This window comes from Mesorhizobium sp. WSM4819, assembly GCF_055811215.1.
The window spans coordinates 127545-146934 of record NZ_JBVVQO010000014.1; the positions used below are offsets into that span (position 1 = coordinate 127545).

Consider the following 19390-nt stretch of genomic DNA (forward strand, 5'->3'; position numbering starts at 1 on the left):
CGAAAGGACTAGCATCGGATGACCGAAAACTCACCCGTACTGTCGCTCGCGACCCCTGAAAAGTTCCTGCTCGACGATCGCATCCGCGGCGTGCCGCCCGGCACCTTCGGGCTGGACAGCAGCCTTGTCGCATCTGAGCGCTGGCATCCGGCTGACGGGCGCATGTCGTTGCCGGTGTTGACCCTCGACGAGGAGGCCTTCATCGCCAATAGTGATCTGTTTCTGCGCTACGCGCGCGAACAGGGCGCGATGGTCGCGCCGCATGCCAAAACCCCGATGGCGCCAGACCTTGCTCGATCGTTGGTAGAAGCCGGAGCATGGAGCACGACCGTCGCGGATATTAGGCAGGCCGCAGTGATGCTCAGGGCCGGCCTCACACGGCTGATCATCGCCAACGAGGTTGGTGGATCAGGCGGTGCGAACCGGCTCGCGGCGCTGGTTGGCGCCTGGCCAGGCGTCGAGCTCTTCGTCTTCGCCGACTCGATCGCCGCCGTGAATGCGCTTGCCGAAGCCTGGCGGGCCAATGTGACGCTGCCGCCGTTGCGCGTGCTCGTCGAACTCGGTGCTGGCAGGGCAGGCGCGCGGACCACTGGCGAAGCCGAGGCGATCGCCGATGCAGTTGCTGCAGCCGGCGGACGGCTGCTGATTGCCGGCGTTGCGACCTACGAAGGTGCCGCGGCGCAACCCGACCCCGGCCGCACCGAGGAGGTGATCTCGGCTCTGCTGGCGATGACCGCCGACATGTTCCTGCGGCTGCGCGCCCGCGTCGGCGGCGACGCGCCGCTGGTCGTCACGGCCGGCGGCTCTGTGTTCTTCGACAAAGTGGTCGCAGCACTTTCGCCCACCGTTTCCAGTGACAGCAATGCGACGCTGGTGTTGCGCAGCGGCGCCATCTTCTTCCACGACCATGGCATCTATGACCGCTCGCTTGTTGCACTCGATGCCCGCAAGGGTTTTGCGGTCGGCGGCGTCGGTGCTTCCGCACGAAATTCGTTTCGTCCGGCTTTGCGCCTGTGGGCCGAGGTGCTGTCGCGGCCGGAGGCCGGCCTTGCGATATGCGGCATGGGCATGCGCGACGTGTCGTTCGATCAGGGCTTTCCGATGGTGCTCGCGGTCTTCCGGGCCGGGAAGCCGCTGCCGATACCACACGCCGAGGTCTTCAAGCTCAACGACCAGCACGCCTTCCTGACAATCGCGCCGGGCGACGACATTGCCGTTGGCGACGTCGTTGAATTCGGCATCTCCCATCCCTGCACCTGCCTCGATCGCTATCGCGTGATCTTCGGCGTCGACGCGGCCGGGCATGTCCGCCACGCCTTTCCCACCTATTTCGGCTGACCGGAGCTTGCGGCGGCCCCAAAGAAACCTCGAAAGGATCCGATATGATCAAGTATTTCCAGTCCGGCTCCCGCATGTCGCAGGCGGTCGTCTATGGCGGCCTCGTCCACATCGCAGGCCAGGTAGCCGACAATCGCAAGGCCGGCATCGAAGACCAGACCAGCGATGTGCTCTCAAAGATCGAGGCGCTTTTGGTCGAGGCCGGCAGCAGCAAGTCAAAGCTTGTGGCGGTCAACGTCTTCCTGCCGCAGATCGGCGACTTCGACGCCATGAACAGCGTCTACGATGCCTGGGTGGATCCTCAACGCCTGCCGGCGCGGGCCTGCGTCGAGGCGCGTCTCGCCGATCCCGACCTCCGCATCGAGGTCACCGCGATCGCCGCCGCCTGAGTTGCCGCCATGCACACCGGCCTCACCCATACGCTCGACTTCGACCGGGACGGCAAGACATCAGGTTATCTCAGCATGCCCTTCTCGATAGACCGTTCGCCCTATTTCCAGGTCAAGGTCCCGATCTGCCTCATACGCAACGGTGAAGGCCCGTCGCTGCTTCTGATGGCCGGCAATCACGGTGACGAATATGAGGGCGAGCTGTCGCTGGCAAAGCTGATCCGCCGGCTCGATCCCAAGCGGCTCAAGGGCCGCGTCACCGTCCTGCCGATGGCGAACGCACCGGCGGTCATGGCCGCCAAACGCTGTTCGCCGATCGATGGCGGCAATCTCAACCGCGCCTTTCCCGGCGATCCGTCGGGCGCGCCGACAAGCCGGCTTGCCAATTTCCTGGAGACGGAACTGTTTCCCCGCCACGACGTCATCTTCGATATTCATTCGGGCGGCACCTCGATGGAGCATCTTCCCACGGCGCTCATCGAGCGCAATACCGATCCCGACAGGCATGGGCGCGGGGTGGAGCTGATGCGGGCGCTCGGCATGCCGTACGGGTTCGTGGCCAACAATGGTCAGGCCTCGCCAACCTCGATGGGCGCAGCCCGCCGGGCCGGTGCCATCGGCGTCAGCGGCGAGTTCGGCGGCGGCGGCACTGCCACAGTCGATACGATGGCGATTACCGCTCGCGCGATCGACAGTCTGATGGTCGCCATCGGCGTGGTCGAGGCGCCGGTTCTCGCGCCGGAGTCGAAGCCTTCGGCGCCGACGCGATTGCTCTCGCTTTCCCGGCACAGTCAGGGCCTCTACGCCACCCGCCGCGGCTGGTTCGAACCCGCCGTCAGGCTCGGCGACGGCGTGAGCGCCGGACAATTGGCCGGCTGGTATCACGACCTCGAGCGGCTCGATCTGGCCGAGGAGGCCCTGCATTTCGCCGAAAGCGGTATCGTACTTTCGCGCCGGCTGCACACGATGTGCGAGGCAGGAGATTGCCTTTTGCAGATCGCCGAACCGGTGGAAGGCTGACAGGGAAACCAACCGGCGTTTGCTCACGGCGCCATTGCAGAAAACTGAGGATATTTCATGCAGCTTTCGATGTGGACCTACCCCTGGGATGTCCAGGATCTGGGCTTGGAGACAGTCGAACGCGATCTCGTCGAGCGCGCCAGGCTCAACATGATCAGTCTCGCGACCTCCTATCATGCCGGTCGCTTCCTGCAGCCGCGCAGCCCACGCCGCAAAGCCTATTTCCCGGAGGACGGCACGATCTACTTCAAGCCAACCGCCGCCCGATGGGCCGATCTCGTGATCCAGCCGAAGGTGGCCGAAATGATCACGGAAGGTGGCGACGTTCTGGCCGAACTTATCCAACGGCGCGAGGCAGGCGGCCTCCAGGTGTCGTGCTGGACGGTCTGCCTGCACAATACCCGCCTCGGCATGCTTTATCCGCAGGCCGTCACCCGCAACGCCTTTGGCGATCCCAATTATTACAATCTGTGCCCGTCGCATCCGGATGCGCGCGCTTATGTCCGCGCGCTCGTCGCCGACGTTACGCACACTTATAAGCCGGACAGAATCGAACTTGAAAGCCCGTCCTTCATGGGTTTTGCCCATGAATACCATCATGAGAAGGATGGTGTCGGGCTGACGCCGGAAGACGACTTTCTTCTGTCGCTGTGCTTCTGTCCGTCCTGCCTCGCCCGCGCCGCTTGTACCGGCATCGAAGGCCAGGCTGCGCGTGACCTCGTCAAGCAGTGGATTGCCGAGGCGTGCGAGCGCGCGGTGCCTGAACGGCGCTTTCCAGAATTCCCCGCAAGTGGCCTCGACACCTTTTTGCCCTGGCCGCATCTCCACGCCTATCTGTTGTGGCGGTTCGAGCCGGTGACCAGTCTTGTCGCCGAACTGCGCGAGGTTGCCGATCCGGGGACCCGTGTCCTCGTCATCGACCTGCGAGACGGCTGGCTCGGCGGCTGCGATCTGGCAGCGCTCGGCAAGGTCTGCGACGGGGCGATCCTTTGTGCCTACGATATGCAGGCCGGCGATGTCGCAGGCCTGATGGCGGCCGGCCGCACCGCGCTCGGAGCAGAGAAATTCCTCGGCGTCGGCTACCGGCTCTTCTATCCGGAAATGGCGGGCCCTGAAATTCTCGCCGCCAAGGTGAAGCCGGCGCTGGCGCCGGACGTCGACGGTATCAATTTTTACAATTACGGCCTTGTCCCCGCCGCACGGCTCGATTGGGTGCGTGCAGCACGACCTGGCTGAACAAAACGATCCGTGTGCCGCAGTCGAAAGAGCGTCGCGGCTGAAAGGATTCATGCGAGGCGCTTTAAGTCATTGTTATGCATGCCAGCGCTGTCCTGCCTCGCGACCTGTCATTTCCCTCGGCTCCATCATCTCGTGCTATCCAGGCCGGGCTGACGCGCAGCGAGAGGATGGACGCGATCGCTGGCCTCGTTCTGAACCTGGCAGCCCTTAGCAAACACCCTGCTCGGAGATTGAGGGGGCTGCCAGACCGACGATAGCCCGGTGTTTCGCAGGCAGCGCAAAACACCGTCTTCAGCGCGTGTGCCGCACAAGATAGGGTTCGACCAAGGCGCGTATTTCCGCGGCGGGTTCCGCTTCGCCGGCGGCGCGCAGCGCCCGTTCGTAGCGTGCATAGTCGTCGACCGCGCCTTCGAAATCACCGCGCGACAGCCGCTCCCTGATCAGCGCCTTGCAGACGGGGCCGGCATCCGGATAGAGGTCCAACGCCCTCAAATAGGTCGAGCGCGCTTCCTGGGTGTTGCCGGATGTCTCCAGCCGCTGGCCGATCCGCAATCCAAGATCGACCAGATCGCGACGCACTTTTTCAGCGGCGGCGAACGACCAGAAGCTGGCTCGCTCGTGCAGAAACAGCGGACCGGGGAATGCGAGGAAGAGCGCTTCCGCTTCCGGTCGCAGCCCGGCCGCCTCGCCGTTGGCTGTCGTCACGGATTTGAGCCGTGCATCCCAGTCGGCGAGGTCGACCCAGACCTTGTCCGACGCGAGGCGAAGCTTGCCTTCGCGCTGGACGATGAGGTCGGTCCGCCCGAGCAGCTTGCGCAGCCGATGCAGCGCCTGCTCGCATGCCGCCCGCGCCTGGTCGCCGTCGAGGTCGGGCCACAGCCAGTCCTGAACGGCCTCCAGCGAGCAGGTGTTGTCTTTCGAGATCGCCAGCACCCGCAGGATGTCGAGAGCCTTCGTCGGTGGCTTGGCGCCGAGATTAAGAGGGTTTCCATCGAGTTCGAGCCGAAAGCCTCCGAGGACGTGGACCTTGAGCGGCCATGGCCAGGCGGTGGGCCGCCGTTGCGGCGCGTCCAATCGGCGTTCCCGGATAAGCGACCAGCAAAGCTTGGGCTCGATGCCGCGCTCAAGCGCATCGCCAAGCAGATCGGCGAGCAATTCCGGAACGTTGAGGAGTACCATTGGCCAACTGACGTCGCGCAGCGCCTCCATGAAGACCTTCAGCCGATCGCCGTAGCGTGGACCCTGGTCCCACAGGCTCTCCAGCGCGGCCGCTGCAAGAATGCATATTTCGGTTCGCTTGCGAGCGCCGCCATCCAGCCGCGGCAGCAGGCCGCTGAGTAGCGCTGCGGCTTCGCGCGGCTTCCTGTCGGCGAGCAGCACCTGGAACTTCGTGATGCAGTGCGCCCAGCGCTCGACCATCGGCTCGTTGGCGGCCTCGCTCGCCGCCATGAAGCGCTCGCAATCCTCATAGGCGGCCGCGAAATCGGCTTGCCTGGCATGAAGCGCGGCATAGCAATTGGCGACGATGGCGACCTGTGTGCTGAAACGGCTGTCGGCGATCTCGGCCAGGCGCTCGACCACCTGGTCGAGCTCGGCAAAGTCGTTGCGGAACTTCATCTGCATCTGAAGATGATACAGGCCACCGAACTCCACACCCTTGAGCGACTCGCGCTCACCGATGGCGATCGCCTCCCGCAACGCCGCTTCGGCCGACGGGTAGGGAAAACCCCGTCTCTTATACGGGAAGTAACGGCCGCTCTTGGCGCCAAACTCGACCAGCCACATTCCGAGCACCCAAGGCAGCACCTCGTTGTCGGTCAAATCCTCGACAACGCTGTCGACGGCCTTGGTGAACAGATCGGCCCGCATGACCGATACGGAATGCTCGATCAGCGTTTCGCTGGCAAGCAGCCGTAAGCCGCTTGGGTCGTGCTCGGGATTCCGGGTCAGCCGCTCCAGCAGTTCGGTTTCCAGCGCTTGCCCGGCCGGGCTGTTGCGGTAGTAGTCGTCGCCGAAGTTCAGCGCCCGCACCATGCCGATGCGCACCAGCATCGCTTCCTCGGAAGGCAGTTCCGGCAGGCCGCGCTCGATGATCTCGAACGCCCGGCGGGTCCAGGCCGAAAGACCCTCATAGGTGCGCCAACTGTCCGTCTTGACCAGAACCGCGCGCGACACCGTAAGACAAAGCCCGCGCAGATCGTCGGCCTCGCCAAATGCTTGCCATGCCTTCGACAGCCAGTGCTCTGCCGCGGCGTCGTTCGGCATGTGGGCCACGCCCAGCCAATAGAAATGCCAGCCGTTCATGAACGCTTCCGGCAACCGGCCGGCCCATTCGATGAAGGTCGTTCGATGTCCCTGCGCCAAAACGGTCTCCGCCCGGCTCAGCATGAGTCCGCTCGCCTGGTCCCAGTCCTCTGCCTGCAAGGCGAGGTGTATGGCTTCGTCATGACGACCAGCGTCGGCGAGCACCTTTGCCGCCCTTTGTTTGAGCGACTTCTGCTCTTCTGCCGGCACACGCTGCGCGAAGCGTCGGTCGAGGAAATCCCGCAAGAGGTCGTGCAGGTGGAAAACGTCGCGGCTGTTTTCCGTTCGCGTGACCAGCAATTGCCGCCGGTAGAGCCTGTCGAGCAGCTTGCCCGCTTCGCTCGATCCGATCATCACGTCCGCCAGTTCGGCGCTGATTTCGGGCAGCAGATTGAGTTTCAGCAGCATGTCCTGGTCGGCGGCGGGAAGGGAAAGGAAGAAATGGCGGCCGAGGACGTCCGACAGCGCATTCTGCCCGCCGGGTGCTGTCCCGGTCGTGTCGTCAGGGCCGACCGCCGAGCCGTGATCGGCGAGGAGAACCAGCCCGATCGCCCAGCCGCGCGCCGCTTCGACATCGACTGGAACGGCGCCGTTCCTCGACCGCAGCTTGACGAAATCGCGCGCTTCCGATGTCGAGAATTCGAGCGCCCACCGGTCGACGACGGCCACTTGGCCCTTGAGAACGAGGTCGCCCAGTTCGTTGTGGGGCAGCGTGCGCGAGACGCAGATGCAGCGGACCGTGTCAGGAAGTTCACGGAACATCACCGAAAGCACCGCCCGGAATTCGGGCGTGTCGGCGTCCTGCAAATCGTCGAGGACCAGAATGGTGCCGGGCTTCAACCGCGCGAAGTAGGCTCTGAAGAAGCGCCTGGCGAACTCCTTCGGCTGCTCGGCATATTCGACGCCGAACACCGGCAGGTTTCCAACCGCGGGTGAGGCGAGCGACTGCGCCAGATATTGAAAGAAGCGCGCGATATCCTGGTCGCCCTCGTCGATGCGGAACCAAACATGCGGTGCCGCGACGCTTTCGAGGTAGTCGATGACCGCCGTCGTCTTGCCGTAGCCGGCCGGCGCGGCCACCCAGCAGACGCTCGAACGCGATTTTTGACCGATCGCTTCGAGAACGCGGTTCCGCCTCAATATCCTGGCGCTGCGCGGCGCCGCCAGCTTGGCGATCCGGCCTGTGCCCGAGGGCGGGCGCCTCGCATCGGCGTCAATGGCGTCTAGGGCGGTCATCGGGGCTCCCGCTCGACCAATCATCGAGCGTCGGGTCGTGCCCTGATGACCGTCCCGCCGCCCAGATTGACCTTAGGGTAGCGCAATCGTGCGACAATTCGTAGGGGCTTCGCAGATGAAGCGGCAACGGCCTGCTGTAAGCGTCGACTGGATGCCTGCGCGACCGCGAAATCAGGCAGCAGACGCGGCCGCATTGCGAGCGGCAATGGGCGACCGGTGAATCCCGCATTCCATCTTCGACAGTCCGCTCCAGCGGCCCGCGCGCGGATTGTCCGCGCTGCCACACGCGACCGTGCACGGCGCGCAGCCGATCGAGAGGTAGCCTTTTTCGAGGAGCGGATGCCGGGGAAGATTATAGCGATCGAGATAGGCCTCGATCTGTTGGCGGGTGAAGCGGGCAAGCGGATCGACCTTTAGGCGTCCGTCAGTTTCCTCGAGCGTCGTAACATCCGCGCGAAGCCCGCCATGATATCGCTTGCGACCGGAAATCCAGGCCTTGAAGCCAGTCAGCGTATTTTCGAGCGGCAGAACCTTGCGGATCTGGCAGCACCGGTCAGGATCGCGGCGGTGCAGCGATCCAGCGCCGTCGAGCTCCCGCAAGACATCCGTTTGAGGCGTGACGACGCGCAGATCGGTGAGGCCGAGCAGAGCCGTCAGCTGCGCGCGATAGGCGATCGTTTCCGAAAACAGCTTTCCGGTGTCGAGCGTGATGACGGGGAGCGAACGGTCGATCGAGGCGGCCATGTGCAGCAGCACCGCGGATTCCGCGCCAAACGACGACACAAGCGCTATGTTTCCGCAAAACACCTCGCTGACGAGCGGCGCCAGCAGGTCGGGTCCGTCGAGATGGTTCAGCTCTGCGATGACGGCTTCATACATGGCGGTTCGGCCGATCAAAAATGGTGGTGGCGTGACGAAGCCGCATCATAGCTTCGCCACGAAATCGAGGAGCGTCTGGCGGTCGGTCTCGTCCAGGTCGAAGAAGCGGTCGCGCACGATCTGCGCCGTGCCGCCATGGGCGAAGACGGCATCGCGCAGCGTTGTCGCGCGGCCGTCGTGCAGGTAGCGATGGCGCAGGCGGATGCCGACGAGCGGTGCGGTCCGCCATTCGGCGCCAATGGCGTCGCCCTGGACGATCTTGTCGTCGAGCGCCGGCCCCATGTCGTGCAGCAAAAGGTCGGAGTACAGCTCAACTTCGCCGTTGCTGCCCTCCAGCGCCGGCACGTGGCATTTGGCGCAGCCTATCGAGGCGAAAAGCCGTCCGCCATGGCTGCCAAGCATCGCGCCTTGGCTCGATGAGGGTGATGCGGCCCGGAAGGTCGCCGAGAACGGGATCAGCGCAGCATAGGCCAGGGCCGCCGACAGAGCCACCCCGACGAAACCGACGCCGATGAGGCGCCAGGCGCCGCCGGCCTCTCCGAGCCGTCCGACCCGGGTGGTGATGCCGAGCGCGATCATCACCATCAGGAACAGGAACTGGTCGACATCGAGGATGACACGGCGCAGTTGCGGATTGAGGGTTATCTCCGAATTGAGCATCACCACGCCGATGAACGCGACGATGAACCACGGGAACGGGATAGGTGCGGCCTCTCGCGCCTTGTGACGGCTACGAAACACCAGGCTGGCGGCCAGCAGAAGCGGGACGAGCATCAGGACTTTGCTGAGCTTGACCAGCGTTGCGGTGTTCAGCGCGTCGTCAGAAATGGCGAAGGAGGCGCCGTAGACCTGCGCCAGCTCGAAAATGCTCGCCCCGACGAACACGCCATAGAGGCGGTCATCGAGATGCTGCAGCCAACCGCCCAGGAACATGACCGGATAGGCGAGCAACGCCACGGTGCCGCTCAGCGTGATCAAGGCGATGGCGATGCCGGCGCTCTGGTCGCGCGCCCGCATCAGCGCGGCCATCGAGAGGATCGCCGCGGCGCCGCAGACGGCGCTGCCGACCGCAACCAGCAGCGCGATCTCGGCGTCGAGCCTGAACAGCTTGCGCGCAATGGCGTAGAGCAGCGTCAGCACCAGGATCAACTCGATGGCCGCCACTGCGAGCGGGATGAACCCCAGATCCAGGAACAGCCGCGTCGTGATACGGAAGCCGACCAGCACCACGGCGAGCCGCAGCAGATAGCGCTTGGTGAAGTCGAGCCCCGGGCGCAAGGCGTCCGGACAGGCGAAGCTGCTGCCGATCAGCAGCCCGAAGAGCATGGCGACCAGGACCGGGTTGCGCGACAGCGGCTCGCCCAATCCGCCGGCGATCCAGCCGGCCGCAAGGGCGAGTGCCGCGGCAACGATGACGCCAGGCAGGACCGGGCGCATTTTTTCCGGCGCATGGGAGAGCGTCAGGGCGAGGCTCATGGCTTTTCCCCATCGGGCAGGCGCAGCGCTCGCAGATAGGAGACGACCGCGTCGATCTGTGCGGAACCCTGCTCGATCGGCTGCGTGCCCGCCTCGCGGCTGACAGTCGCGCTGGTGACGCCGAGTTCGTTTGCGAAAGCGTTCGCCACCATATCTTCGAGGGTGGCCATGTCAGCCTTCCAACCGTATCGGCCGACCCGCGATGCGCCTTGGGAGTCGACGACATGATGGGCGCGGCCTTTGATGCCGTCGCCCTTGCTGACCGCCTGCGCTTCGATGACGCTGTCGGGTATCGCGTCGATCCCGGCGATCCCGTAGAGAGCCAGCGGCATGCGCAGCGAGATCACATTGGCCTGGCGCGGCATCGCCGCCGGCATGGTCGCGTTGCCGGCGCCCCCGTCGAGTGTATAGCGCCTTGCGACCGGACTGTTGGGATGATCGATCGGAACCGTACGGCCAGAGCCCGGATCCATATGGGCTATTCTGCGCGCAAAGTGGCCTTCATCGACGCTCGCGCCGCCAGGGCCAGGATGGCAGGCCACGCAGGACGCTGCATTGAACAATGGGCCGAGGCCCATCCGCGGCGTGAAATCGGTCTGGAACGACTTTTTTCCGCGCGCCGCAAGATTGGCGTCGGCGGCAGCGCTCTGTGTCTCCTGCATCGCTGCCGCCGCGCCGTGCTCATCGAAGGTCCCAACCTCGACAAGCGCCCCTTCGTGGCCCGGAAATCCCGGAACCTCGCCGCCAATCGTTATCCAGATATGCCGTGCGTCCGCCGACGTCGCGATCGCGCGAAGGCGATCGGCTCCCAAAGGGCCGAGCCCTGGAACCTCGATCGTCGCGCGTGCGAGAAGCCGGCCGTCCTGGCTCACGCGCAGAAGTGAACCGTCGCCGCGGTTGGCGACAAACAGATCGGACCCGCCGGCGAGTGTCGTATGGCTCGAAAACTGCGGATTGGCGATCTCGGGGATGGCGGCCGCGACATCGACCGGACGGTCGAATTCCGGCAGCAAGATCGTGCGGGTCCTGGCGACGGTGAAATGCCGCCGGTCGTCCTCCAGGTCAAGCAGCACCAGCCGATCACGACCCGGATCGGCGATGTAGAGAGCGCGGTCCGGGTTCCACTTGAAGGCGAGGCCGATGACGCCGGGATCGTCGCTGATGCCCAGGCCGGTGCTTACCGTGCCCTGGCCGGTGCTGACCGTGCCCGGCCCGGCCAAGCCGTCGACACCATCCTGGACGTGGATTTGAACCACGCCGCCATCCGCGGTGACCGCGGCGAACACGGCAAAACCGCTGCCGTCGGGCGAGGGACCGAGAAACGCCGTTCCGAGCGCGCCCGTCTGCATTCCGCCCGATGTCAGCTGGCCGCTTGCCTGGTAATTCAGCAGCTTGCCAAGCCAGCCGCTGGGCTGTGCTTTCGGCGCCTGCTCGCGATCGGTATGCCGGCCGGCGAACACGCCGCCGGCCTCGCGGCTTGGCGCGTTGGCGAGCGGCGCACCGCCGGGGTCGACGACGGTGACGCTGCCCTCGCCAGCCAATCCGTTCGGCGCGTTGGCGATCCAGGGTCTTCCGAAGGCGTTGTTGATCGAAATGTATCGCGGTCCGGATGCGGCTGCGAGGCGCGCGGTTCGAGCTCCGGCATTGTATCGCCGGTTGAGAAACCGTTCGCTCTGCGCCGTGTAGAGCTGCACCCTCGCATCTCCGCCGTTGCCGGTGAGCTCTTGCGGAACGATGATGGTGCCACCAGACTTGCCGGCGCGCGGATCGATGGACAGGATCGCCCCGACCTCAAGCGCTGGATCGTCGGCTGGTGCGCCGAAATTGCTGCCCACGGCGACGAGAACCCTGAGCGGATCGAGCATCCGCCCTTCGCGCGTCGCCATAAGAAATTCCGGATTTCCCGGTATCGGCCCGCCGACATGAAAGCGCCCCACCTCGCGCACGCCGGCCACGTCGGGCAACCCGACGGCAACAATTCGAGCGTTCAGGCGCCAATCGGGAGTCTGATCTCCCGCGAACGCCCAGCTTGGCAACAGGCTGAGAACTATCGCCGTGGCCTTCGACAGCGTCCGGCATCTCCGGGCCTGATAAATCCCGACGGAATCTGTTGGGGCAACTGCACGGCTTGCTCGCATCGCGAAGTCTCCAGCGGTCGCAAGCGCGTGCTGACGCCTGCCAAACCACGGTGCAACTTTAGAGCACGCGCACCTACGGATCGCTTACGGCATTCGGCGTGCTGGCTCGCCGAGCATGCTGCTATGATTTGAGGTCAGCGCCGGCGCGAACGGCCGGTCGTTCAATCGGCCGGAACGCTTTCCGCTCGCTCCGCCGGCCTAGCAACGAAGCTGCGCCAACCGCCATAGGCCGAAATGTCGATCGCTCGTGACAACCCGGCGGTTTCGACCAGGAAGCCCTTGGCCGATGTCCCGTCATCGAGCTCGATCGTGCCAATGCCGAGCGGCGGCGGGATCGCGGCCACGAAGCGTCCGAACGCGTCTGGTGAAAGCCGCCAAACCTCGACATCAATCGACGTCCCGTTGCCATCGGCAACACGGACGAGCCCCGGCTTCGGCACGGATTGGCCGGCGAGTGCGTAGAGCTGATAGGAAGCAACCGTCTTGGCGGCTCTGCTCAATTGCCCGCCCAACGCACAGAGTTGGCCGTTGAGCGGCATTCCCGACAAATGCGCGCCGACGACCACGAGCTCGATCATGCCGTCATCGAGGTCAGGGGTCTTGGCGACGCGGGCAGGCATCGCCCATCCAGTCGCGCCAAGGCCAAGACCGCTGGCTCGATGGAGATCACGGGCCAGCGTCGCCGTCAGTGCGTCCTTGCCGGCAGCGGCAAGCAAGGTAACGCTCATCGGCAGATCGTCGTCGCGCTTGCCGGTCGGCACGGCGATGCCGCACATGTCGAGCAGATTGACGAAGTTGGTGTAGGTGCCGAGCCGGCTGTTGGTGACGATCGGATCGGCCAAAACAGTTTCCAGCGAATAGTGCGTCGGCGCCGTTGGCACGCAGAAAAGGTCGACCGAGGCGATGACAGGCGCGAGCCTGGCCTTGTGGGCCTGCAGCGCATAGAGGCCTTTGAAAGCATCCGCCGCGGAAAGTTTTCGTGCGCCGCCGATGATCGTGCGCGTCACCGGGTGCATGGCTGCCTCGCTCACGTCCATGAAATCCGCGATCGCCGCATAGCGCTCGGCCACCCAGGCGCCTTCGTAGAGCAGGTTGGCGGTAGCGTAGAAATCGCCGAAGGGAATTTCGATCAGTCGGCAGCCGAGCTGTTCCAGCGTCCGCAGCGCCTTTTCGAATCCCGTTTGCATGGCCGCGTCGCCAAAAAATTCCCGGTCCGCTTTTGCGGGAACCCCGACGGTCAACACGGGCGTACGCGGACCAAGCGGCGGCGCCGTGATAGCGCGCGAATAAGGATCGACGTCATCTTTGGCCGCCGCCGCCCTGAAGACGCTGTAGGCGTCATCGACGGTGAGCGCGAAGACGGAGACGCAGTCGAGCGTGCGGCAGGCCGGCACCACGCCTGTGGCCGACAGCGCGCCGACGGTCGGCTTCAGCCCGACGATGTTGTTGAGGCCGGCGGGAATGCGGCCGGATCCTGCGGTATCGGTGCCGAGCGCGAAAGAAACAATGCCGTGCGCCGTCGCCACGGCCGAGCCGCACGAGGAACCGCCCGGCACCAGTTTCGGATCGATCGCGTTTCGGGGGACCGGATAAGGGGTGCGCACGCCGACGAGGCCGGTGGCGAATTGGTCGAGATTGGTTTTTCCGACGACCAGCGCGCCGGCCGCCCTCAGACGCGCGACGACGGCGGCGTCTTTCGCCGGCAAGTAGGCATATTCGGCGCAGCCGGCCGTGGTCGGCATGCCGGCAACATCGATGTTGTCCTTGACCGCGAACGGCACGCCCCACAGCGGCTTTGCCACGGGATCGAACCCGCCGAGTGCGTCGGCTTCGGCGAACAGATCCGCCTTGCTCGCCAGATGGATGAAGATGCCGGGATCGTCCGCTTTCGCTATGCGCTGAAACACGGTTTCAATAATGGTAGCGGCCGACATGCCGGAGGCATAGCTCGCGTGCAGGCTGCCGATATCGAAGCGGATGTCGCTCATTTCGTCTCGTCCAGAATGACCACCGGCAGATTCCACTGGATCAGCACGACGCAGCCGTGTTTCGTCCATACCGAATGCTCGGTCCCGACCGGGTTCAGGATCACGCTTCCCGGAAGATAGTCGCCAGTCTCGTCGCTCTGGGTGCCTTCCAGCACGACGATGGTTTCCAGCCCGACATGGCGATGGCGCGGCACGCCGGCGCCGGGCCGATAGTTCAGGATCGCGACGGAGGGTTCGGCCGGTCCGCCCTTGAGCAGCCAATGCACCGTGATGCCTTCGCGAAAATGCTCGAATGCCAGATCTCGCCAGCCCCCATGGATGAAAGCCGGGTGTGCAATGTTAGGCATCGGCAATTCCCTTGAGCACCTGGTCCGTCGTCGCCGTCCAGCCGACGATCGCGCCCTGCGCCCTGATCATGGCCAGCGCGGCCGCCTTGAATTCCGGAAAATAACTCTCCGTCGCATCCTCGGCCAGCAGGCATTCATAACCGCGGTCGTTGGCCTCGCGCATCGTCGTCTGCACGCAGACTTCCGTCGTGACTCCGGCGAAGACGAGTTGCTGCACGCCGAGCCGCTTCAGGTCCTCGCCGAATCTGGTAGCGTAGAACGCGCCCTTGCCGGGTTTCTCGATGACGATTTCGCCAGGCAGCGGGGCCACCTCGTCGAGGATCGCCGTTCCCGGCTCGCCGACGATCAGCACGCGGCCCATCGGGCCGGCATCGCCAATGCGTATCGACGGATTGCCGCGATTGCGCTTGGCCGGCGGCAGGTCCGAAAGGTCTGACCTGTGGCACTCCATCGTGTGGATCACCGGCAGGCCGGCGGCGCGAAATCCCTGGATCAGCCTTTTGACCGTCGGCACGATCGCCACCACCCGGCCGACGTCATTGCCGAGGCTGGCCCCGAAGCCGCCCGGCTCGGCGAAATCGCGCTGCATGTCGATGACGACCAGCGCCATCGCCTCAGGCTTGAAGGCAAACGGAAACGGCAGCGCGTTGATCTCCGCCATTCAGTGATGTCCCGCCATGTGCTCGCCGATCGTCTGCACGCTCGCCTGTGCGATAGGCGTCTCATAGACCAGCGCGCCGTCGGACATGACGAAGATGCGGTCGGAGAGCTCCAGCAGTTCGTCGAGGTCCTCCGACATCAAGAGCACCGCGGCACCAGCGTTGCGTGCCCGCATGATACGGGCGCGGATTTCGGCGACGGCAGAGAAGTCGAGGCCGAAGCAGGGGTTCGACACGATGAGAAGATCGACCTCGCCGGTCAGTTCGCGGGCGAGCACAGCGCGCTGGACGTTGCCGCCGGAGAGCGACGAAATCGGCGAGGCGAGCGAGGCTGTCTTGACCTTGAACTGCTCGACCAGCCGCGTCGCATAGTCCCTGATGGCGCTCATCCGGATCCAGCTTATCGGCTTGCCGGCCTCGTTCAGGTCGAAGGTCCGGAATGCCATGTTTTCCGCCACCGTCATCCTCGGCGCACAGGCATTGCGCAACGGTTCCTCCGGGATGAAGCGAACATTGAGCGTGCGGGCCTCGGCGCGGCTGGCGCCGTAGGGCGATCCCTTCACCAGAACGTCGCCGGCATCACGCGTACGCTGTCCGGCAAGGACTTCTAGAAACTCCTTCTGGCCGTTGCCGGAAATGCCGGCGACACCGACAATCTCGCCGGACTTCACATCGAGCTCGCCGATATTGATGGTTTTCAGGCCGGTGCGGTCGGGCGCCTTCAGCGCCTTCACCGTCAGGATTTGCCTGGCGCCGACCGGCACTGGAGCGCGGCTGTCGAGCGCGGCGATCGGCTGGTCACCGATCATCATCGCCGCCATCTGCTTGTGAGACAGTTCCGATACTTTCCCCGTTCCTGTCAGTCTGCCCTTGCGCAACACAGTGATGTCGTCGGCAAACGCCGTCACCTCGTGGAACTTGTGCGAGATCATCAGCACGGTGAGGTCGCCCGCCTTGGTCATGCCGCGCACTAGGCCCAGAACTTCCTGCGCCTCGCCGGGGGTTAGCACCGACGTCGGCTCGTCCAGCACCAGAAAACTGCGGCCGAGATAAAGCTGCTTGATGATTTCGAGCTTCTGTTTCTCGCCGGCGGCGAGTTCGGCCACCTTGACGTCGAGCGGCAGCTTGAACGGCATCCGCTCCATGAACTGGGTAAGTGCGGCGCGCTCCTTGCGCCAGTCGATAATCCCCGGCACCTTTTCGCGGGAAATGACCAGGTTCTCCGCACCTGTCAGCGACGGGACCAGGGTAAAATGCTGGTAGACCATGCCGAGGCCGAGCGCAGAGGCGTCCTTCGGACCGGCGATCGCGATCTCGCGGCCGTCGACCAGAATGTCGCCGGCGGTCGGGTGATAAAAGCCCATGATGCATTTGACCAGCGTCGACTTGCCCGCGCCGTTTTCGCCAAGCAGCGCATGAAACGATCCCGCCGGCACCTTGATGGAGACGTCGTCCAGCGCGGTGAAGGCGCCGAAACGCATGCTCATGCCGATCGTCTCGACGCCAACCGCTCTTTTGCCGCGATCACTCATGATCGAACCTCATGGCAACTGGGCGACGAAGGACGCCGAATTGGACACCGCGCCGAACACGCCGCCTTGCATCTTGATCATCTTGATCGCGGCGAGATGGTTGCCGTAGTCGGTCGCCCCGCAGCAATCCTCCAGCATCACGCATTCGAAGCCGCGGTCGTTGGCTTCTCGCATCGTCGTGTGCACGCAGACGTCGGTGGTGATGCCGGTCAGCACGATGTTTTCGATGCCGCGCTGGTTGAGGATCAGTTCCAGGTCGGTGGCGCAGAACGAGCCCTTTCCCGGCTTGTCGATGATCGGCTCGCCTTCGGCCGGATAGAGGTCGGGGATGATGTCCCAGCCCGGCTCGCCGCGCACCAGGATGCGCCCGCAGGGTCCGGGGTCGCCGATGCCGGCATTGATGCGGCGCGAGCGCCAGCGCTTGTTGGCCGGCAGGTCGGCGAGATCGGGCCGGTGGCCCTCTCGCGTATGAATGATGGTGTAGCCCTTCGCCCGCATGGCAGACAGCACCGATCTGATCGGTTCGATCGGCGCCCGCACCAGCGAGAGATCGTAGCCCATATGATCGACATAGCCGCCCGGCCCACAGAAATCGGTCTGCATGTCGATGATGATCAGCGCCGTGTTGTCGGGCCGAAGCTCGCCATTGTAGGGCCATGGATAGGGATCGGCATCGATGTAGCGCTGCGTGACCTCGGCTCTGGCGTTCATTGAGAAAAACTCCAGTCTGGAACCGTCATTTGGTGATCGACAGTTCGCCCGGTGCGCCGGCCAGCGAACGGCTCGGCGACGAGGTGGCGATCATGATGACGAGGGTGAGAATGTAGGGTGCGGCGTAGAACAGATAGTAGCCTTGCGTGACGCCGACCGATTGCAGCGCCGGCCCCAGCGCGCCGGCCCCGCCGAACAGCAGCGCGGCGGCAAAGCAGCCGAGCGGGTTCCAGCGCGCGAAGATGACCAGCGCCACCGCCATCAGCCCCTGGCCCGACGAAATGCCTTCGGTCCAGCTGCCGGGATAGTAGAGCGACAGATAAGCGCCGCCGATGCCGGCCAGCGCGCCGCCGATGCCGGTGGCGACGAGGCGCACCGTATTCGGGTTGAGGCCCATGGCGCGCGCGGCATCGGAACTGTCGCCGACCACGCGCAGGATCAGGCCGGCGCGGGTGTTGCGGAAAGCCCACCACAGGAATACGGCAAGTGCTGCGCCGATCAGGAACAGCACATTGATGTTGAGCGCCGCCTGCACCTGCGGAACGTCGGACCAGCCGCCAAACGGGATGGCCGGCAGGTCGGGCGCCGAGGGCTGGATGAACGGTTTGCCGAAGAAGAAGGCGAGACCGGAGCCGAACAGCATCAGCGCAATGCCGATGGCGATGTCGTTAACGCCACGGAATTTGCAGATCCAGCCGTGGAACAGGCCGAAACAAAGACCGGCCGCGGCGGCGGCCAGCAGGCCGAGCCATGGTGAGCCGGTCATCACCGCGATGGCATAGGCGGTCATCGCGCCGAACACCAGTGTGCCTTCAAGACCGAGATTGATGCGCCCCGAACGCTCGGTGATGGCTTCGCCCAGCGACACGAAAATGAAGGGCGTCGACACCCGGATGGCGCCGCCGAGCATGGCGAGCGGAACGCCCCAGAGGCCGATCTCGGTTGCGTCCATCAGGCAGTTCCCTTCAGGAGATCGGGCCTTTTCAAGAGATCGCCCCTCTGCCAGAGGTCGGGATTGAAGGCCTTGAAGCGGCCGTAGAAGGTTTCGCTGAACAGGATGACGACGAAGAGCATGCCCTGCAGCACCAGCACGGTGGCGTCGGGCAGGTCCATGCGGCGCTGGATCAGCCCGCCGGAGGCGTCGATGCCGCCAAGCAGGAAGGCGACCGGGATGATGGCGAGCGGATTGTGGCGGGCGAGGAAGGCGACCAGGATACCGGTATACCCATAGCCGGCGGCGAGCGAGGCGTTGGCGCTGCCTTGCACGGCGGCGACTTCGAGCATGCCGGCAAGGCCGGCAAAGCCGCCGGCCAGCGCGGTGAAACCGACAATCAGCGGTCCAACGGCAAGTCCCTGCACCTGGGCTGCCCTGACATTGCCGCCAGCGATGCGGGCGGCGAACCCCCAGCGGGTCTTTTCGATCAGCAGCCAGGACAGAATGCAGGCGATGATGCCGACGACCAGGCCCCAATGCACGTCCATGCCGGGAATGTTGCCGATGCGGTAGGCCCCAGCCAACGGCTCGGTCGACGGTTTGTTGAGCGAGGCGGGATCGCGCAGCGGTCCTTCCACCAGATGGTTCATCAGGGCGATGGCGATATAGGCCATCAAAAGGCTCGATATGGTTTCGTTGACGGCACGGTAGTGGCGTAGCGCGCCGACGGCACCGATCCAGATGCCGCCGGCGGCCAGGCCCGCCACGCCCATGACAAGAATAACAAAAAAGGCGGGGGCGCCGCTGGCGGCCACGCCCATGGCAGCCGCGGCAACGCCGCCCAGCACGATCGCGCCTTCGCCGCCGATGACGACAAGGCCGAGCCGGGCCGGCAGCGCCACGCAGAGCGCCGCAAGCAGCAAGGGTGCGGCCCGCGACAGCGAGTTCTGGACCGAGAACCACGAGCCGAAGCCGCCGCGCCACATCGTTTCATAGAGCTGCGTCGGCGATTTGCCGACTAGAGCGATGAACAGGCTGAACAGGGCCATGCCGACAATCAGGGCCGCCAACGGGATGACGAGGGCTTCCGCCCGCCGGGCGATCCATTCGAGCGCCGTCGGATAGCTTTTGGCGCCGAGCATCACTGGCACGCTCGCGCTGCTCACGGTGTCTGCCATGGCCCCCGTCTCCGATCCATGC

General features: G+C 64.9%; 15 protein-coding genes. 4 read left to right on the forward strand and 11 right to left on the reverse strand.

Annotated elements, in window-relative coordinates; all coding sequences use genetic code 11:
• Positions 1 to 18: 18 nt before the first annotated feature.
• The 4 genes from AC0L18_RS15445 to AC0L18_RS15460 are packed head-to-tail and all read left to right on the forward strand — an operon-like array spanning position 19 to position 3983.
• Positions 19 to 1338: an alanine racemase gene (locus tag AC0L18_RS15445; protein ID WP_473493133.1), complete on the forward strand. Its 1320-nt coding sequence runs from the start codon at positions 19 to 21 to the stop codon at positions 1336 to 1338.
• Between the two features lie 44 nt (positions 1339 to 1382).
• The gene (locus AC0L18_RS15450; RefSeq protein WP_473493134.1) at positions 1383 to 1727 is read left to right on the forward strand and encodes a RidA family protein; all 345 of its coding nucleotides are present in this window, start codon (positions 1383 to 1385) and stop codon (positions 1725 to 1727) included.
• Positions 1728 to 1736: 9 nt separating this feature from the next.
• On the forward strand, positions 1737 to 2747 hold the full coding sequence (locus AC0L18_RS15455) for a succinylglutamate desuccinylase/aspartoacylase family protein (protein ID WP_473493135.1): 1011 nt from the start codon (positions 1737 to 1739) through the stop codon (positions 2745 to 2747).
• Positions 2748 to 2804: 57 nt separating this feature from the next.
• Positions 2805 to 3983, forward strand: a complete 1179-nt coding sequence (locus tag AC0L18_RS15460) for a hypothetical protein (protein WP_473493136.1) — start codon at positions 2805 to 2807, stop codon at positions 3981 to 3983.
• Positions 3984 to 4277: 294 nt separating this feature from the next.
• On the opposite strand, the gene AC0L18_RS15465 is transcribed toward AC0L18_RS15460, so the two are convergent.
• The 11 genes from AC0L18_RS15465 to AC0L18_RS15515 form a co-directional block, all read right to left on the reverse strand.
• A complete protein-coding gene (locus tag AC0L18_RS15465) occupies positions 4278 to 7526 on the reverse strand; it encodes a winged helix-turn-helix domain-containing protein (RefSeq protein WP_473493137.1) in 3249 nt (1082 codons plus the stop codon).
• Between the two features lie 171 nt (positions 7527 to 7697).
• Positions 7698 to 8405, reverse strand: a complete 708-nt coding sequence (locus tag AC0L18_RS15470; RefSeq protein ID WP_473493138.1) for a phosphoadenylyl-sulfate reductase — start codon at positions 8403 to 8405, stop codon at positions 7698 to 7700.
• A 45-nt stretch (positions 8406 to 8450) separates the two neighbouring features.
• Positions 8451 to 9881 (reverse strand): YeiH family protein, encoded by a 1431-nt coding sequence (locus AC0L18_RS15475; protein WP_473493139.1) that lies wholly within the window; start codon positions 9879 to 9881, stop codon positions 8451 to 8453.
• Complete coding sequence (locus tag AC0L18_RS15480) at positions 9878 to 11767, reverse strand: hypothetical protein (protein ID WP_473493140.1); 1890 nt, start codon at positions 11765 to 11767, stop codon at positions 9878 to 9880. The genes AC0L18_RS15475 and AC0L18_RS15480 overlap by 4 nt, the downstream gene beginning before the upstream one ends.
• 413 nt (positions 11768 to 12180) lie before the next feature.
• The gene (gene atzF / locus AC0L18_RS15485) at positions 12181 to 14007 is read right to left on the reverse strand and encodes an allophanate hydrolase (protein ID WP_473493141.1); all 1827 of its coding nucleotides are present in this window, start codon (positions 14005 to 14007) and stop codon (positions 12181 to 12183) included.
• Complete coding sequence (locus AC0L18_RS15490; protein WP_473493142.1) at positions 14004 to 14354, reverse strand: cupin domain-containing protein; 351 nt, start codon at positions 14352 to 14354, stop codon at positions 14004 to 14006. Before AC0L18_RS15490 ends, atzF begins: the two co-directional genes overlap by 4 nt.
• Positions 14347 to 15015, reverse strand: coding sequence for a cysteine hydrolase family protein (locus AC0L18_RS15495; protein WP_473493143.1), 669 nt, complete (start codon positions 15013 to 15015; stop codon positions 14347 to 14349). The genes AC0L18_RS15490 and AC0L18_RS15495 overlap by 8 nt, the downstream gene beginning before the upstream one ends.
• Positions 15016 to 16545: an ABC transporter ATP-binding protein gene (locus tag AC0L18_RS15500; RefSeq protein WP_473493144.1), complete on the reverse strand. Its 1530-nt coding sequence runs from the start codon at positions 16543 to 16545 to the stop codon at positions 15016 to 15018.
• A 9-nt stretch (positions 16546 to 16554) separates the two neighbouring features.
• Complete coding sequence (gene biuH / locus AC0L18_RS15505; RefSeq protein WP_123146849.1) at positions 16555 to 17256, reverse strand: biuret amidohydrolase; 702 nt, start codon at positions 17254 to 17256, stop codon at positions 16555 to 16557.
• A gap of 25 nt (positions 17257 to 17281) precedes the next feature.
• Entirely contained in the window at positions 17282 to 18208 is a 927-nt protein-coding gene (locus tag AC0L18_RS15510; protein ID WP_473493145.1) for an ABC transporter permease, read from the reverse strand.
• The gene (locus tag AC0L18_RS15515) at positions 18208 to 19368 is read right to left on the reverse strand and encodes an ABC transporter permease (RefSeq protein WP_473493146.1); all 1161 of its coding nucleotides are present in this window, start codon (positions 19366 to 19368) and stop codon (positions 18208 to 18210) included. The genes AC0L18_RS15510 and AC0L18_RS15515 overlap by 1 nt, the downstream gene beginning before the upstream one ends.
• Positions 19369 to 19390: the final 22 nt, after the last annotated feature.